Consider the following 14,878-nt stretch of genomic DNA (forward strand, 5'->3'; position numbering starts at 1 on the left):
AAAATGTGCGCCATCATCGCAACAGCGTTCAGTATTTACAACACTTCGACCCGCAGCTCGTCAGTGATGGCGCTACTCTCCGGTATAGACCAAAGGCACCCGCCGCAGGTTGCAAAAGATCTGGTAGGGGATGGTGCCGGCCTGGCTGGCGACATCGCTGGCCAGGACGCGCTTGCCCCACAGCTCCACGCTACTGCCGAGGCCGGCTTCGGGTACGTCGGTGAGATCGATGCAAAGCATGTCCATCGACACCCGGCCTATCAGCTGGGCACGCTTGCCGGCTACCAGCACCGGCGTGCCGGTCGGGGCATGGCGCGGATAGCCGTCGGCATAGCCGATGGCGACCACACCGACCCGGGTCGGACGCGGGCTGACGAAACGCGCGCCGTAGCCCACCGGCTCGCCCGCCGGCAACTCGCGCAGGCTGATGACCTTCGATTCCAGGGTCATCACCGGCTGCAGGCGCGCGGCTTCGGCCTGATCGGTATCGAACGGCGTGGCACCGTAGAGCATGATGCCCGGTCGCACCCAGTCACTCGGCACCTGTGGCCAGCCAAGCACGGCGGGTGAGTTGCGCAGGCTGGTTTCAGCCTTCAGGCCCTGACGCGCTGCGTCGAAAACCGCGACCTGCTCGTTGCTGGTGTTGCTGTCCAGTTCGTCAGCGCGGGCGAAGTGGCTCATCAGGACGATCTTCGCCACCTTGCCGCTGGCCTGCAGGCGCTGGTAAGCCGCCTGGTAGTCCCGCGGATGCAGGCCGACGCGGTGCATGCCGGTGTCCATCTTCAGCCAGACCTGGATCGGCCTGGCCAGGCTGGCCTTCTCGATCGCCTCCAGTTGCCACAGCGAATGCACCACGCACCAGAGGTCGTGCTGGACGATCAGTTCCAGTTCGCTGGCCTCGAAAAAGCCTTCGAGCAGCAGCACCGGAGCCTTGATCCCCACCTCGCGCAGTGCCAGTGCTTCCTCGATGCAGGCCACGGCAAAACCGTCGGCCTCCGGCTCCAGGGCCAGGGCGCAGCGCAGCGCGCCGTGCCCGTAGGCATCGGCCTTGATAACCGCCAGGGCACGGGCCCCGGACAGTTGGCGGGCAAGGCGGTAGTTGTGTCGCAGGGCTTGGAGGTCGATCAGGGCACGGGCGGGACGCATGACGGCAGCCTTCTGGCAGTCTGTTCGTGGATGAAAAAGACCCGGTGCCGCAACGACACCGGGCAGAAGAGAGGAGGGTTACGAGAGCGCAGCGACCACGGACATTTCAACGAGGATTTCCGGCTCGCAGAGCTTGCTCTGCACCGTCGCCCGGGCCGGAGCCACGCCCTTGGGCAGCCATTTGTCCCAGACCGCGTTCATGCCCTGGAAATCGGCATCGATATCCTTCAGGTAGATGGTCACCGAGAGCAGGCGGGTCTTGTCGGTACCGGCCAGGTCCAGCAGGCGCTCGATATTGCCCAGCGTTTCCCGGGTCTGCTGTTCGATCCCGGCGTTCATGTCGTTGCCCACCTGGCCCGCGAGATACACGGTGCCGTTATGGGCAACGATCTGGCTCATGCGTTCATTGGTGAGCTGGCGCTGGATTGCCATGCTTGGCGGTCTCCTGAGTGTATCCGTAACGGGAAATGTCGAGCCCTTCGGGGCTGATCTGCGGCTTTTTGCGCGCCATCAGGTCGGCCAGCAAGCGACCCGAGCCGCATGCCATGGTCCAGCCGAGGGTGCCATGACCAGTATTGAGGAACAGGTTGCGGAACGCTGTCGCGCCGACGATCGGCGTGCCGTCCGGGGTGGTCGGGCGCAGGCCGGTCCAGAACTCGGCCTCGCGCAGGTTGCCGCCCAAAGGATAAAGATCGTTGACGATCATCTCCAGCGTTTCGCGCCGGCGCGGGTTCAGCGACAGGTCAAAACCGGCGATCTCGGCCATGCCACCAACGCGGATGCGGTTGTCGAAGCGGGTGATGGCAACCTTGTAGGTTTCGTCGAGGATGGTCGAGGTCGGGGCCATGTCCGGGTTGGTGATTGGCACGGTCAGCGAGTAGCCCTTGAGTGGGTACACCGGCGCCTTGATGCCCAACGGCTTGAGCAGTTGCGGCGAGTAGCTGCCCAGGGCGAGCACGTAGCGGTCGGCGGTTTCCAGCTTGCCGTCGATCCACACGCCATTGATGCGATCGCCGGCGAAGTCGAGGCGCTGGATGTTCTGGCCGAAGCGGAACTCGACGCCGAGCTTGACGGCCATCTCCGCCAGGCGGGTGGTGAACAACTGGCAATCGCCGGTCTGGTCGTTGGGCAGGCGCAGGGCACCGGCGAGGATATCGGAGACGTTGGCCAAGGCCGGCTCGACCCGGGCGATACCGTCGCGGTCCAGCAACTCGTAAGGCACGCCGGCCTGTTCGAGCACGGCGATGTCCTTGGCAGCGTTGTCGAGCTGGGCCTGGGTGCGGAACAGCTGGGTGGTGCCGAGGCTGCGACCTTCGTAGGCAATGCCGGTCTCGGCGCGCAGCTCGTCAAGGCAATCGCGGCTGTATTCGGACAGCCGGACCATGCGTTCCTTGTTCACGGCGTAACGGTTGGCGGTGCAGTTGCGCAGCATCTGTGCCATCCACAGGTACTGGTCGATATCGCCGGTGGCCTTGATCGCCAGCGGCGCATGACGCTGCAGCAACCACTTGATGGCTTTCAGCGGCACGCCAGGCGCGGCCCAGGGCGAGGCATAACCTGGCGACACCTGGCCGGCATTGGCGAAACTGGTTTCCATGGCCACCGCCGGCTGGCGGTCGACCACAACGACTTCGAAACCTTGCCGGGCCAGGTAGTAGGCACTGGCGGTTCCGATCACACCGCTACCGAGTACCAGAACGCGCATGTTGTAAACCCTCGAGGCGGCGCACCGCACAATCTTGTGAATGGCATGGATGAGCGCAGTTTAAAAAACTAGAGGCAGTGCATTTCACTATATAAAAACCTATATTTGGCGAGAATTCTCGGCAAAGTCGGCTTTTACAAAGGGGCATCCACTATGAGAACCCAGCACCAAAGCAAGCGCGAGCTGGACAAGATCGACCGCAATATCCTGCGGATACTGCAAAGCGACGGGCGTATTTCCTTCACCGAGCTGGGGGAAAAGGTCGGCCTGTCGACCACCCCGTGCACCGAGCGGGTACGCCGGCTGGAGCGCGAGGGCATCATCATGGGTTACAACGCCCGGCTCAACCCGCAGCACCTCAAGGGCAGCCTGCTGGTGTTCGTCGAGATCAGCCTGGACTACAAGTCGGGCGACACCTTCGAGGAGTTCCGCCGGGCGGTGCTCAAGCTGCCCCATGTGCTGGAGTGTCATCTGGTATCGGGGGATTTCGACTACCTGGTGAAAGCGCGGATTTCCGAGATGGCGTCGTACCGCAAGCTGCTCGGCGACATCCTGCTCAAGCTGCCCCATGTGCGGGAGTCGAAGAGCTATATCGTGATGGAAGAGGTGAAGGAGAGCCTGAGCCTGCCGATTCCGGATTGATCTTGCGGGCCTCATCGCTGGCAAGCCAGCTCCACAAGGTCCGCGGCGACGCTGAACCTGTGGGAGCTGGCTTGCCAGCGATGAGGCCCGAAGCCTTCACACAAGCACCTGCCGGGTAGTGGCAATGAACTGATGCACCAGGCGCTCCGCCCCCGGGTCAATCATCTCCTCCGGCGCCCGCCCCCGCGGGCATGGCAAGCGCGGCGTGGTCCCGAACAACCGGCAGATCAACGGCCGTTCCTCATACACCGTGCACCCTTGCGGCCCCAGGTGCACACAGTTCAGTTCGGCCAGCGCCGCCTCCTGCTCCTCGGCACTCTTGCGCGGCAGCCGGGCCATTTCCTCGGTCGATGTGGTCACCGGCCCACAGCAGTCATGACAACCCGGCACGCACTCGAAGGACGGAATCTGCTCACGCAGAAATCGGATTTTGTGACTGTTGCAGGCCATGGAACGGAACCGCCAAAGGAAAGAAGGCCGCTATTTTGCCCGACGGTTGCCTGCGCCCGGAAGCACCACCTATGCTGCCCGCCTCTCCAGCCATTACCCCGGGACAACATCAAATGCATACCGCTTCCTACTACGCCGCCAGCAGCGTCCCACAGCCGGACTACCCGCGGCTGAACGGCGAACAGCGCTGCGACGTCTGTGTGGTCGGCGGCGGCTATTCCGGCTTGAACACCGCCATCGAACTGGCCGAACGCGGCTTCAGCGTGATCCTGCTGGAAGCACGCAAGGTGGGCTGGGGCGCCAGCGGGCGTAATGGCGGGCAGTTGATTCGCGGTGTCGGCCACGGCCTCGAACAGTTCGAGCCGGTCATCGGTGCCGACGGCGTCAAGCAGATGAAGCTGATGGGCCTGGAGGCCGTGGAGATCGTCCGCCAGCGGATCGAGCGCCACGGCATTGCCTGCGACCTGACCTGGGGCTATTGCGACCTGGCCAACAAACCCCGCGAATTCGACGGCTTCGCCGAAGAGGCCGAAGCCCTGCGCGCCCTTGGCTACCGCCACGAACTGCGCCTGGTACCGCCGGAGCGGATGCATGACGTGATCGGCTCGGATCGATACGCCGGTGGCTTGATCGACATGGGCTCAGGGCACCTGCACCCGCTCAACCTGGCGCTGGGTGAAGCGGCCGTGGCCAGCGCGCTCGGCGTGCAGGTTTTCGAACAGTCGCCGGTCACCCGCATCGACTATGGTCCCGAGGTCAAGGTCCACACCGCCCAGGGCAGCGTCCGCGCCGCAACCCTGGTGCTGTGCTGCAACGCCTACCTCAATGACCTGAACCCCGTGCTCGGCGGCAAGGTACTGCCAGCCGGCAGCTACATCATCGCCACCGAGCCGCTAGACGAAGGCCGCGCCCGGCAACTGCTGCCGCAGAACATGGCGGTCTGCGACCAGCAGGTGACAGTGGATTACTTCCGCCTTTCGGCCGACCGCCGCTTGCTGTTCGGTGGCGCGTGCCATTACTCCGGGCGCGATCCGCAGGACATCGGCGCCTACATGCGCCCGAAGATGCTCAAGGTGTTCCCGCAACTGGCGGATGTGCGTATCGACTTCCAGTGGGGCGGAATGATCGGCATCGGCGCCAACCGCCTGCCGCAGATCGGCCGCCTGCGCGAACAGCCCAATGTGTATTACGCCCAGGCCTACGCCGGACACGGCCTGAACGCCACGCACCTGGCAGGGCGGTTGCTGGGCGAGGCGATCAGTGGGCGGGAGAGTGGGCGTTTCGATCTGTTCGCCCAGGTGCCGCATATCACCTTCCCGGGCGGGAAGCATTTGCGCTCGCCGTTGCTGGCGCTGGGGATGTTGTGGCATCGACTCAAGGCGCTGGTTTGAGCTCTTTAATGTTGCTGATGGCCTCATCGCTGGCAAGCCAGCTCCCACAGGTATCGCGTGCACCGCAGACCCTGTGGGAGCTGGCTTGCCAGCGATGAGGCCATCAAAAACGCCACAAGACTTCACTCGCGCCAGAACGGCTTGAGCCCCTCCTCCACCGCATCGGCCTTGCTCAACCCGATGTCCTTCAACTGCGCAGTCGTGAGTTCCAGCAACGCCTGCCGGGTTTTCCAGCGATGCATCCACAAGCGCACGGTGCCCATGAACCATGGCCCGCGCAGACGGGCGTTGCGCTGCGCCCGCTCCACTTCGCTGCCATACAGTTTCAAGCGCACATCGCTCAGGCCGTTCATCGCGTCTTCCCTCCAGGGTTTGTAAACCGTGGAAACAGGATGCGCGTGTGGCGAAAGACATTACAGATTCAAACTATCGGAATTTTCTTCATACAGATTTCTACACTTTCTCTCTGAATGATGTATTTTTCCGAAATCTGTACTGGTTATTTCCTACAGCATTTTCCCGGAGTACGACCCATGACCCTGTACGTCAACCTCGCCGAGCTGCTCGGTGCCCGTATCGAACAGGGCCTTTATCGTCCCGGGGACCGCCTGCCATCGGTCCGGGCCTTGAGCCTGGAGCATGGGGTCAGCCTGAGTACGGTCCAGCAGGCCTACCGCCTGCTGGAGGATAACGGCCTGGTGGCACCACGCCCGAAATCCGGCTATTTCGTGCCGCAGCACCGCACCCTGCCCGCCTTGCCGGCAGTCGGCCGGCCGGCCCAGCGGCCGGTGGATATTTCTCAATGGGAACATGTGGTGGAGCTGGTACGCAGCGTGCCGCGCAAGGACATTGTCCAGCTCGGCCGGGGCATGCCCGATGTCAACAGCCCGACCCTGAAACCCCTGCTGCGCAGCCTCGCCCAGCTCAGCCGCCGGCAGGACATGCCCGGCCTGTACTACGACACCATCAGCGGCACCCAGGCCCTGCGCGAGCAGGTCGCGCGGCTGATGCTCGACTCCGGCTGCACCATCGATGCCGCCGACCTGGTGATTACCACCGGCTGCCATGAAGCGCTGTCGGCCAGCATCCGCGCGGTGTGCGAGCCGGGCGACATCGTCGCGGTGGATTCGCCGAGCTTCCATGGCGCCATGCAGACCCTCAAGGGCCTGGGCATGAAGGCCATGGAAATCCCCACCGACCCGCTCACCGGCATCAGCCTCGAAGCCCTGGAACTGGCCCTGGAGCAGTGGCCGATCAAGCTGATCCAGGTGACGCCGAGCTGCAACAACCCGCTTGGCTACATCATGCCCGAGGCGCGCAAGCGTGCTCTGCTGAGCCTGGCGCAGCGCTTCGACGTGGCGATTCTGGAAGACGATGTGTATGGCGACCTTGCCTACACCTACCCTCGTCCGCGGACGATCAAGTCCTTCGACGATGACGGACGCGTCCTGCTCTGCAGTTCCTTCTCCAAGACCCTGGCTCCTGGCCTGCGCGTCGGCTGGGTGGCGCCTGGGCGTTACCTGGAGCGCGTGCTGCACATGAAGTACATCAGCACCGGCAGCACCGCGACCCAACCGCAGTTGGCGATCGCCGACTTCATCGAGGCCGGCCACTACCAGCCTCACCTGCGACGCATGCGCGCCCAATACCAGCGCGGCCGCGACCAGATGATCGACTGGGTAGCCCGCTATTTCCCCGAAGGCACCCGGGTCAGCCGGCCCCAGGGCAGCTTCCTGCTCTGGGTCGAACTGCCGGAAGAGTGCGACACCCTGAAACTGAATCGCCTGCTGCTCGAGCAGGGCGTACAGATCGCCATGGGCAGCATCTTTTCCGCGTCGGGCAAGCACCGCAACTGCCTGCGCATGAACTACGCGGCGCGGCCGACCCCGACCATCGAGGCGGCGGTGCGCAAGGTCGGGGAAAACGCCATTCGTCTATTGGGCGAGGAAGCGAAGCTCGGGTAACGTTTCGCTGTTTAACGCGGTCTACAGTTCAACTGCCCCGCGATCACGGAATCCACCCTTGACCCATCATCGGCTCCTGCCCCTTCTACTTGTCCTGTTGCTGAGCCTGGGCGGCTGCGCCAGCGTCAGCGTACCCCGCGACGTCAGCCAGGCGATCCCGGCCAGCGAATCGGCCTTCGGCCGCTCGGTGCAGCGCCAGGCCGAAGCCCATGAAGGGCGCTCGGGCTTTCGCCTGCTGCCCAACAGCAACGAAGCCTTCCGCGCCCGCGCCGAACTGATCCGCAATGCGCAAAGCAGCATCGACCTGCAGTACTACATCGTTGCCGACGGCCTCAGCACCCGGGCGCTGGTCCATGAATTACTGGCCGCGGCCGACCGCGGCGTGCGCGTGCGCATCCTGCTGGACGACACCGCCGCCGACGGTCAGGACGGCCCGATCGGCGCCCTGGCCGCTCACCCGAACATCCAGATCCGCGTGTTCAATCCGCTGCAACTCGGGCGTGCCACCGGCGTCACCCGGGCCATGGGCCGGCTGTTCAACCTGTCGCGCCAGCACCGGCGCATGCACAACAAGCTCTGGCTGGTGGACAACAGCATGGCCATCGTCGGTGGGCGCAATATCGGCGACGCCTACTTCGACGCCGAGCCCAACCTCAACTTCACCGATATCGACCTGCTCGGCGTCGGCCCGGTGGCCGAGCAACTGGGGCACAGCTTCGACCAGTACTGGAACAGCGCCCTGAGCAAGCCCATTGGCGACTTCCTTTATAGCCAGCCCGACGCCGACGATCTGCGCGAAAGCCGCCAACGCTTGGAGCAATACCTGGCCGAAGCACGCACCCAGCGCAAGGCGCTGTACGACCGGCTGATGGCCTATCGGACCCAACCGCGCCTGGACACCTGGCGCAACGAACTGATCTGGGCCCACGGCCAGGCGCTATGGGACGCACCAAGCAAGGTCCTGGCTGACGACGAGCCCGATCCACAGCTGCTGATGACCCGGCAACTGGCGCCGGAGCTGAACGGGGTGCGCAAGGAACTGATCCTGATCTCCGCCTACTTCGTGCCCCGCGAGGAAGGCCTGCTGTACCTGACCAGCCGTGCCGACGCCGGGGTTCAGGTCGACCTGCTGACCAATGCCCTGGAAGCCACCGACGTCCCGGTGGTCCACGGCGGCTACGCGCCCTATCGCCGGGCGCTGCTGGAGCACGGCGTGAAACTCTTCGAATTGCGCCGCCAGCCCGGCGACCCGGGCCAACCGCGTTATGGCTTCAGCGGCGCCTCGGACTCCAGCCTGCACAGCAAGGCCATCGTCTTCGACCGCCAGAAAACCTTCATCGGCTCGTTCAACTTCGACCCGCGCTCGGTGCTGTGGAACACCGAGGTCGGAGTACTGGTAGACAGCCCCGAGCTGGCGCAATACACCCGCGACCTGGCGATACAGGGCATGGCGCCGGCGGTGGCGTACCAGGTGGAATTGCACGAAGGCAAGCTGGTGTGGGTGACCGAGGACAATGGCCAGCTGCACGTGCTGACCACCGAGCCCGGAGGGTTGTGGCGAAGGTTCAATGCGTGGATCGCCAAGGCGGTGGGGTTGGAGAAGATGCTTTAGGGTCGACGTCGATTCAATCCAGCCGCCAGCCTTCGTCGCCTTCGACCAGGGTGCCGCCGTGACTGCTGGTATCGCCCAAACGGGCGACGGCCTTGCCCTCGATCAGGGTGTCGGCCGAGCCGGTCTGGATGACCGCGCCGCAACTGATCGAATCGCCCACACGGGCGATGGGCTTGCCGTTGAGACGGGCGTCGCTTGCGCCGGTGACGACGTGGCCAGGGCCGTGGATAGGGCAGCGGTGTTGATGGCCCAGCAGGACGACTGGTTTCATGGGTGGGTTTCCTTGGTCGAGAGAGCGGTTCTCATGGTGCGGTCCTTGATTCCAGATCCATATCGGCGGGCCATTTGACCTTCGGGGCCAGCAGCAGGGCGATGTTGAACCATGACACATCGTTATGATCCTTCGGCGGACCGGGTGGCGGCAGGGCATCGGGGCCTTGCTGCATGTAGGTGCAGATATAGGCCCAGGCATGCTCGTCGGCACCCATGGTGGTAAGGGGGAAGCGGTCGATGACTTCGTTGGTGCCGGGCTTGACGATGGAGAGCACTACACCGCCTTTGATGACGAGACCGCCTTGAGCGGTTGCGCCGCGCTTCAGCCAGCGTTCGGCTCGGACTTGGGACCAGTCGTAGGCTACCGGTTCAACCCGCCAGCGTTCGAAGGGGTTCCACCAGCAGTAGTTGAAGTTGTAGGCGTAGATGCGATTGCGAGTGCGGTTGAAACGGAGCGGCAAGTCTCGCGGAGATGCTACATCGAGTTTCCAGAAGAGTGAGATTGACCAAACTCCAAAGGATAAACAAAAAAGGAATACCATCCAAAGTTCGGCGTTGAGTCCCACCCCAATGGAGGAGAAAAGCCATGTCAGAGCAACCATCAATATGCCCATACTCAGCGCAAACCATATCATTACCCCTCTGATAAGGGCCGATGCACGTGGAAGCTCAAGAAAAATATCACTTTGATGGTTGGGCACATCAAAGCCGAGGGCCGGAAATACAACAGGAAGCTCGTCTGGGCGAGGCAGGTCCTCCCGCCAGCCTGAACACGGTGGAATTAGTTCGGGTTTTCTCATACGGCTTACCACTTCGCTGGCCCAGGGATTTTGTCTTCTTTTACGATAAATCGGGCTACGCCTAACTCATCTCCTTTGTCTGGCCAATATGACACCTCAAGTTCCAGGGCGTGAAAGTCAAGAACACCCCAGTAAACAATCGAGCCATTGATCTCGAGCGTGTTGGACTCTACATCGTTTTTAACGACCGGAAGTGATGTTTTAGGGTCATAGCCTGGTCGCTTCCATGAAATTGGAGGTGGCAGAGGTTCTTCAGTCCCATCTGTCTGCCCTCTAGCGACTGTCCCTCCTGACGATTCACCTGGCCGGTACGCCAACAACGACCATTCATAGCGCGACTTGTTAGCGACATACCCGGGTAGGACAAATCTGTAATCGATGGTTCCGCCTTGCCCTGGTACACCGGGAGCCGGTCTGTGGACGCGATAGGTCACATCAAGATCCGCTCTCAAGCCAAGCAGAGCAGCATTCAAAGCGCCAATTGCAGTGTCCGTGTCCTGCCATTCGGCCCATCGGCGATGCTCTATCGGTAAACCCCAGCGCGAGTGCCGAGCCCACAGCTCAAGTGGCTGCGACTCTTCTCCTTTCCCCCATACCGACAGCCCATAAGCAACAAACCCTGCAAGTACAGCGAATGCGAGCGGGACAAGTAGTACACCTGCTGCCCAAAGGGAGCCGGCAACTCCAAGTCCTGCGGAGCCTATTGCGAAAGCCGCCGCCCCTGTGTAGAAAAAACTTGCCTTCCTATCGCCACTCCCACGTGTGCGCCCAGCTGCCAACGCGTACTGAATCCCCTCCATAGCAGTGGCCACGGCCGCAATCGCACTGCCAAACTGCAGAATTCGCGACCCCACCCCGACCTCCGCAGGCCCCTGAAACGTACGTACATTTATCTCCCAGCTAGGCCGAAACGCCTGAATCGTCCCCCCAACCAGCTCGACCCCCACCCCAAGATTCCCCACCGACGCCGCCATGAACGCCGCCACCGCTTCGGGCCGTTCATCTCCAAACGCCTCAAGCATGTTCTTGTAGGTAGTGCGCAACGCATCCTGCTGGAACCACAAACTTCCCAAGGCCAGCCCCAGGTTGAAGGCGCCTTCACCGCCTCTCATGGCGGCACTGCGCATGCTGCTCATGGTCTCCCGCACGTAAAGGCGGGCGACGTCGGCATCGAGGCTCAGGTGACGGGTGAAATCCTGCATCCCGCCCTTGAGTGCCCCAGTGTCGATACTGACAGGACGCAGGGCATCATCGATGCCGTCGCCAACGCCGTCCCGCAGTTGCTCCAGACGCGCGCTCAGCTTTTCGGCGCTTTCCATCGTCCAGAGCTTTACGTAGATCAGCTTGTCATCCAGGTCTGCCAGCGCCGGGGTGAAGTGCCCGCTCAGCAGCATGGCCCGCACCTTGCCCGCAGCGGGGTTGCGGAATTTTTCGTTGAGCTTGTCGAGATAACGCTCGGTCCCTTCATAGAGCGTTTCATTGAGCAGCGTGAGGTACTCGCCCACCTTGAGCGCTACCGTGACCTGGGTGACCTCCACTCCGGAGAAGCGCAGCCAGGCCTCCCGGTGCAGATGCCCGACCAACGCCCGGGTGTTCTCGGAAATATGCTTGCCGAGGACGTTGCTGGCCGTGGCCGCACCACCGAGCAACTGGCCGGCGGCCGTTTTCACGGAGTCCCTCATCAACTTGGTGCCCTGTTCGGTCGTGATCAGGGTCTTGATGCCGTGATAGATCCGGGTCCGCTCATCGTCAACCAAGGACTTGTGGATCTGTTCGAACACGCCTGGATCCTTCGCGTGCAGGGCCTGATGGAGCAAGCTGCTCTGGTCCTCCAGTTGCTGCTTCCAGAGCTGCTGGGTGGACTCCAGCCTGTTCTCGTCGATAAGCCCGGTCGGCCCGCCGGAGAGACACTGGCCGATCAGGCAGATGAAGCCCATGACGGATTCGTCGTGGCGATCGATGTAGTCAAACCGGCTGGCCAGCCTGAACGCCGGGCTCTGGAAGTGCCGGACGTAGATCTCGCCGGCATCGTCGATAAGCCGTTGCCAGGCGGCGAGGGTGTTGTCGAATTCGCGCTGGAAGTCCGAACGGGCCTTTTCGTCGTAGCGGTCATCAAGGCGCTCGGCAGCCTCTTCCTGCATGCCTGGGGTCAAGCGCTCGGTTACCCCTTCGACATCGACCTTCGGCAGGACCGACTTAGCGGCAATATGGGTTTCGTTGCGGTAGCGGGCGTACTCGTCGCGTGCACTCGCTTCTGCTGCAGCCAGCTTTTCCGCTCTCTGCGCTTGAAACTCGCGAATCCCCAGCAATGCCTGCGACGTCAGGTGCTCGAAGCTCCGCTGCGGCTCGGCCCGCCATTCCAGCATCTGCTGGTAGCGCACCATGCGCTGGGCATTGCACTCCTGCACCATGCCGATCGGGTCGGGCAGCACCAGGGCCAGCACACCGTTGGGCAGCTTTTCCCGCTGGATCACCGTGCGCACATGGTTCCTCAGGGCGTTCAGGCGGTGATTGCGTCCGTAAAAGCCATGCACGCTGTAGAAGTCACCGGCCATGGGCTGGGCGTATTCGAGGACCTTCTCCATTTGCAGTTCATGTTCGGTCATCGCCAGGCCGATGCTGGCGGGGTCTTCGCGGGCGGTCTTGAGGTCAAGCTTGTAGAAGCGCTCCTCCAGGCTCATGCCGTCGACCGTACCGCCGCGCAGGTAACGAGTGAGTACGTGTTTCGGCCAGGGATCGTTGGCGATGGCCAGCCAGGCGGTGGTGTACTTCTTCGTATCGAAATTGATGAAGGAAGCAGGGATATCGTGGTCGTGCTTGATGCAGGCCATGCTCAGGGGCAGGGGTTCCTCGCGGGAGGTCTGGTACGGCGGCACCTGGCGCAGCGCCCCCTCGGGAGTGATCTGATAGGCCTGCCATTCCTTCCTGTCGAGCATGACGTAGAGGAAACCCCGGCGCAGGATGCGCGGCTGGCTGTCACGCAGGGGCACGGCCTTGACCTTGGGGTCACTGGCCAGCGGCAGTGCCTGGGTGTGCCAGGGCTCCGGGGCATAGGCGGCGCGCAGGGGCAGGACGGGCAGGCCGACACGCTCGCAGGCCCGGCAGGTGCGCAGGGGAATGGGCCGGGCCTCGCAGGTGGCCAAATGAAGCTCGGTGCTCATGAGTAGTCCTTTGCAAGAGGCAGGCTGTAGACGATCCGTTTCCAGGTTGCTTCGCTGTAGGTGGCGAAATGGCTTGGCAGGTCGAGGCTGCCGGCGCGGGCCTGGGAGATGGCCTGCTGGATATCCGGATGCTGCGGCAGAAGGGGGTGCATGAACACCCGGTGCAGGCTGAGGGAGATACGGTCGCTGCTGTTGTGGAGACCGAGTTGGCGGGCGTCGCGGATCAGGCGGAAGCCATGCACGCTGGCCTGCTCCGGCAGGATGCCAGGGCCTTTCCAGCGCCAGGGGGCAAAGCCTTCGTGGAATGTCAGGGCATGCCGCCAGATGCCCAGGAGTGCATTCACCTCAGGTGCCAGTTGCTGGGTTTGCCTTGCCCGCTCGGAAAGGTCCGGATCGCAGGCATACTCGGAGCTGCGCGCCACGGTGTAGGCACCCCAGCTGAGCGGCAAAAGCCAGTTCTGGATCGGACGCAATAAACAGCCCGCCTGCTTCTGCATCGCACACAACAGCAACTCCAGCCTCAGCGGTTCGAACCAGGCCGAAGAATCACCGGCCTCGTCGGCGGTGGTATAGCAACGGGCGGCGATATGAGCCGCGATGACCTCCAGCGGCTCCCGACTGGTCAGCCAGCCACAGATGTAGCGTTCGTCGTAGTTCAGGTCCCAGGCGGAATAGTCGGCGCTGAGGTCGAGATAATCCTTCGGCACCCCTTCCCCCGGCTTCGCCAACTGGATCAACGCCGGGCAGTGATCCAGTTCGTGGGACATATCCGGCCGCGGCACGCGGGTGACGGCTGCCTCGCCAAATGACCGGATCAGGGACGGCACGCTGAGTGGATGATCGAGCGCACATTCGGCCTGGCCATCCACCAGCAAGTAGAAGTAGTCGCCTGCGGTACGGTGTCGCCGTGCAAAGTCGATGACGGTTTCTTTGCTCATGGCCGGGGCTCCCTGCACTTCACCCCTTCTTCCTGCGCGACTTCGCTCGCCAGCACCAGGCTGTTGCCGGAGCCTCCGCCCGGCTTGGTCATCGGGCCGATAAGCGTGATCGCAATGCCGTCCAGGGTGATGCCTGACGCATCGATGCGCAGCGTGCCGCCCGGGCTCTTGATGACCACAGCCTCTGAGGAGTGGATTTCGTACACCTTGGTGTGCTGCGTGATGCGCTGGCCAGCCTGCAGATCAACCGTGCCCTGCACGCGCTGACCCAGATTGCCGCCGATCTCCACGCTGTGGTTGGCGGCGGTCTTGTCCAGACGGCTACTACCGACCTCTTCGGTCCGGTCCCCGGCGGTGCTGATGCTGTGGTTGCCACCGATGATCAGGTCATCGTCCTTGCCGATCTCATGGCGCCGGCTCTCCCCGATCAGCACCTGCTCGTCGTTGCCCACGGTGTTCTTGCGGTCGTGGCCAACGGTAAGGCTCTCGTCGTTATCCACCCGTTCGCTGCGGTCGTGCCCGATGTGGGTGGTTTCGTCGTTCCTGACCTCGTTCCTCTGGTTCCTCTGGGCATGGATGAACACCTCTTCCTGCCCGGCCTCGTCCTCGAAGCTCAGCTCGTTGAAACCATTGCCCTTGTGGGTCTGGCTCTTGAAGACCATTCGGGTCTTGTTTGCGGGCAGTTCGTAGGGCGGGCGCTGAAGTGCCGTCACGCACCGACCGGTGATCACGGGCTGGTCGGCATCCCCGTTCTGGTAGCTGACGATCACGCCCTGACCGATGCGCGGGATTGCCA

At 63.0% G+C, this 14,878-nt stretch carries 13 protein-coding genes and 1 pseudogene; 4 read left to right on the plus strand and 10 right to left on the minus strand.

The window, feature by feature from the left end:
• Positions 1–72: 72 nt before the first annotated feature.
• The 3 genes from alr to dadA form a co-directional block, all read right to left on the minus strand.
• On the minus strand, positions 73–1,146 hold the full coding sequence (alr, locus tag N7650_RS20475; protein WP_279899754.1) for an alanine racemase: 1,074 nt from the start codon (positions 1,144–1,146) through the stop codon (positions 73–75).
• 78 nt (positions 1,147–1,224) lie between these two features.
• On the minus strand, positions 1,225–1,578 hold the full coding sequence (locus tag N7650_RS20480; RefSeq protein ID WP_009396595.1) for a RidA family protein: 354 nt from the start codon (positions 1,576–1,578) through the stop codon (positions 1,225–1,227).
• Positions 1,550–2,851, minus strand: a complete 1,302-nt coding sequence (dadA, locus tag N7650_RS20485; RefSeq protein ID WP_064303105.1) for a D-amino acid dehydrogenase — start codon at positions 2,849–2,851, stop codon at positions 1,550–1,552. The genes N7650_RS20480 and dadA overlap by 29 nt, the downstream gene beginning before the upstream one ends.
• A 153-nt stretch (positions 2,852–3,004) precedes the next feature.
• On the opposite strand from dadA, the gene dadR reads away from it, so the two are divergent.
• Positions 3,005–3,493, plus strand: a complete 489-nt coding sequence (dadR, locus tag N7650_RS20490; protein WP_009396597.1) for a transcriptional regulator DadR — start codon at positions 3,005–3,007, stop codon at positions 3,491–3,493.
• A gap of 96 nt (positions 3,494–3,589) precedes the next feature.
• Here the strand turns inward: dadR and N7650_RS20495 are convergent, their stop codons facing one another.
• Positions 3,590–3,943 carry a YkgJ family cysteine cluster protein gene (locus N7650_RS20495; RefSeq protein ID WP_009396598.1) on the minus strand — a complete coding sequence of 118 codons (354 nt, stop codon included), beginning with the start codon at positions 3,941–3,943 and terminating at the stop codon, positions 3,590–3,592.
• 71 nt (positions 3,944–4,014) lie between these two features.
• On the opposite strand from N7650_RS20495, the gene N7650_RS20500 reads away from it, so the two are divergent.
• Complete coding sequence (locus tag N7650_RS20500) at positions 4,015–5,334, plus strand: FAD-binding oxidoreductase (RefSeq protein ID WP_279899755.1); 1,320 nt, start codon at positions 4,015–4,017, stop codon at positions 5,332–5,334.
• A 122-nt stretch (positions 5,335–5,456) separates the two neighbouring features.
• Here the strand turns inward: N7650_RS20500 and N7650_RS20505 are convergent, their stop codons facing one another.
• The gene (locus N7650_RS20505; RefSeq protein ID WP_009396601.1) at positions 5,457–5,687 is read right to left on the minus strand and encodes a DUF1127 domain-containing protein; all 231 of its coding nucleotides are present in this window, start codon (positions 5,685–5,687) and stop codon (positions 5,457–5,459) included.
• Positions 5,688–5,867: 180 nt separating this feature from the next.
• Here N7650_RS20505 and N7650_RS20510 point away from each other — a divergent pair, with 180 nt between their 5' ends.
• Together N7650_RS20510 and N7650_RS20515 are read left to right on the plus strand one after the other, a co-directional pair.
• Complete coding sequence (locus tag N7650_RS20510; RefSeq protein WP_167654038.1) at positions 5,868–7,298, plus strand: PLP-dependent aminotransferase family protein; 1,431 nt, start codon at positions 5,868–5,870, stop codon at positions 7,296–7,298.
• Positions 7,299–7,356: 58 nt separating this feature from the next.
• The gene (locus N7650_RS20515; protein ID WP_279899757.1) at positions 7,357–8,910 is read left to right on the plus strand and encodes a phospholipase D family protein; all 1,554 of its coding nucleotides are present in this window, start codon (positions 7,357–7,359) and stop codon (positions 8,908–8,910) included.
• Between the two features lie 13 nt (positions 8,911–8,923).
• Here N7650_RS20515 and N7650_RS20520 read toward each other — a convergent pair whose 3' ends face one another.
• From N7650_RS20520 to N7650_RS20540, 5 genes and pseudogenes are all read right to left on the minus strand, one after another.
• Entirely contained in the window at positions 8,924–9,181 is a 258-nt protein-coding gene (locus tag N7650_RS20520) for a PAAR domain-containing protein (protein ID WP_279899758.1), read from the minus strand.
• Positions 9,182–9,212: 31 nt separating this feature from the next.
• Positions 9,213–9,983 (minus strand): DUF6708 domain-containing protein, encoded by a 771-nt coding sequence (locus tag N7650_RS20525; RefSeq protein ID WP_279899759.1) that lies wholly within the window; start codon positions 9,981–9,983, stop codon positions 9,213–9,215.
• Between the two features lie 5 nt (positions 9,984–9,988).
• Positions 9,989–13,144, minus strand: a complete 3,156-nt coding sequence (locus N7650_RS20530) for a T6SS effector BTH_I2691 family protein (RefSeq protein ID WP_279899760.1) — start codon at positions 13,142–13,144, stop codon at positions 9,989–9,991.
• Positions 13,141–14,082, minus strand: a complete 942-nt coding sequence (locus tag N7650_RS20535; protein ID WP_009394713.1) for a hypothetical protein — start codon at positions 14,080–14,082, stop codon at positions 13,141–13,143. The genes N7650_RS20530 and N7650_RS20535 overlap by 4 nt, the downstream gene beginning before the upstream one ends.
• Positions 14,079–14,878: pseudogene (locus N7650_RS20540) on the minus strand (type VI secretion system tip protein VgrG); the annotation flags it as partial. The pseudogene N7650_RS20540 and the gene N7650_RS20535, both read right to left, overlap by 4 nt.

The sequence above is a fragment of the Pseudomonas sp. GD04058 genome (assembly GCF_029836855.1).
GTDB lineage: Bacteria > Pseudomonadota > Gammaproteobacteria > Pseudomonadales > Pseudomonadaceae > Aquipseudomonas > Aquipseudomonas bharatica.

What these genes read in the sequence shown, in the direction of transcription:
- alr (WP_279899754.1), bottom strand. Translation starts at nt 1,146, where the DNA reads ATGCGTCCCGCCCGTGCCCTGATCGACCTCCAAGCCCTGCGACACAAC.
- N7650_RS20480 (WP_009396595.1), bottom strand. Translation starts at nt 1,578, where the DNA reads ATGGCAATCCAGCGCCAGCTCACCAATGAACGCATGAGCCAGATCGTT.
- dadA (WP_064303105.1), bottom strand. Translation starts at nt 2,851, where the DNA reads ATGCGCGTTCTGGTACTCGGTAGCGGTGTGATCGGAACCGCCAGTGCC.
- dadR (WP_009396597.1), top strand. Translation starts at nt 3,005, where the DNA reads ATGAGAACCCAGCACCAAAGCAAGCGCGAGCTGGACAAGATCGACCGC.
- N7650_RS20495 (WP_009396598.1), bottom strand. Translation starts at nt 3,943, where the DNA reads ATGGCCTGCAACAGTCACAAAATCCGATTTCTGCGTGAGCAGATTCCG.
- N7650_RS20500 (WP_279899755.1), top strand. Translation starts at nt 4,015, where the DNA reads ATGCTGCCCGCCTCTCCAGCCATTACCCCGGGACAACATCAAATGCAT.
- N7650_RS20505 (WP_009396601.1), bottom strand. Translation starts at nt 5,687, where the DNA reads ATGAACGGCCTGAGCGATGTGCGCTTGAAACTGTATGGCAGCGAAGTG.
- N7650_RS20510 (WP_167654038.1), top strand. Translation starts at nt 5,868, where the DNA reads ATGACCCTGTACGTCAACCTCGCCGAGCTGCTCGGTGCCCGTATCGAA.
- N7650_RS20520 (WP_279899758.1), bottom strand. Translation starts at nt 9,181, where the DNA reads ATGAAACCAGTCGTCCTGCTGGGCCATCAACACCGCTGCCCTATCCAC.
- N7650_RS20525 (WP_279899759.1), bottom strand. Translation starts at nt 9,983, where the DNA reads ATGAGAAAACCCGAACTAATTCCACCGTGTTCAGGCTGGCGGGAGGAC.
- N7650_RS20530 (WP_279899760.1), bottom strand. Translation starts at nt 13,144, where the DNA reads ATGAGCACCGAGCTTCATTTGGCCACCTGCGAGGCCCGGCCCATTCCC.
- N7650_RS20535 (WP_009394713.1), bottom strand. Translation starts at nt 14,082, where the DNA reads ATGAGCAAAGAAACCGTCATCGACTTTGCACGGCGACACCGTACCGCA.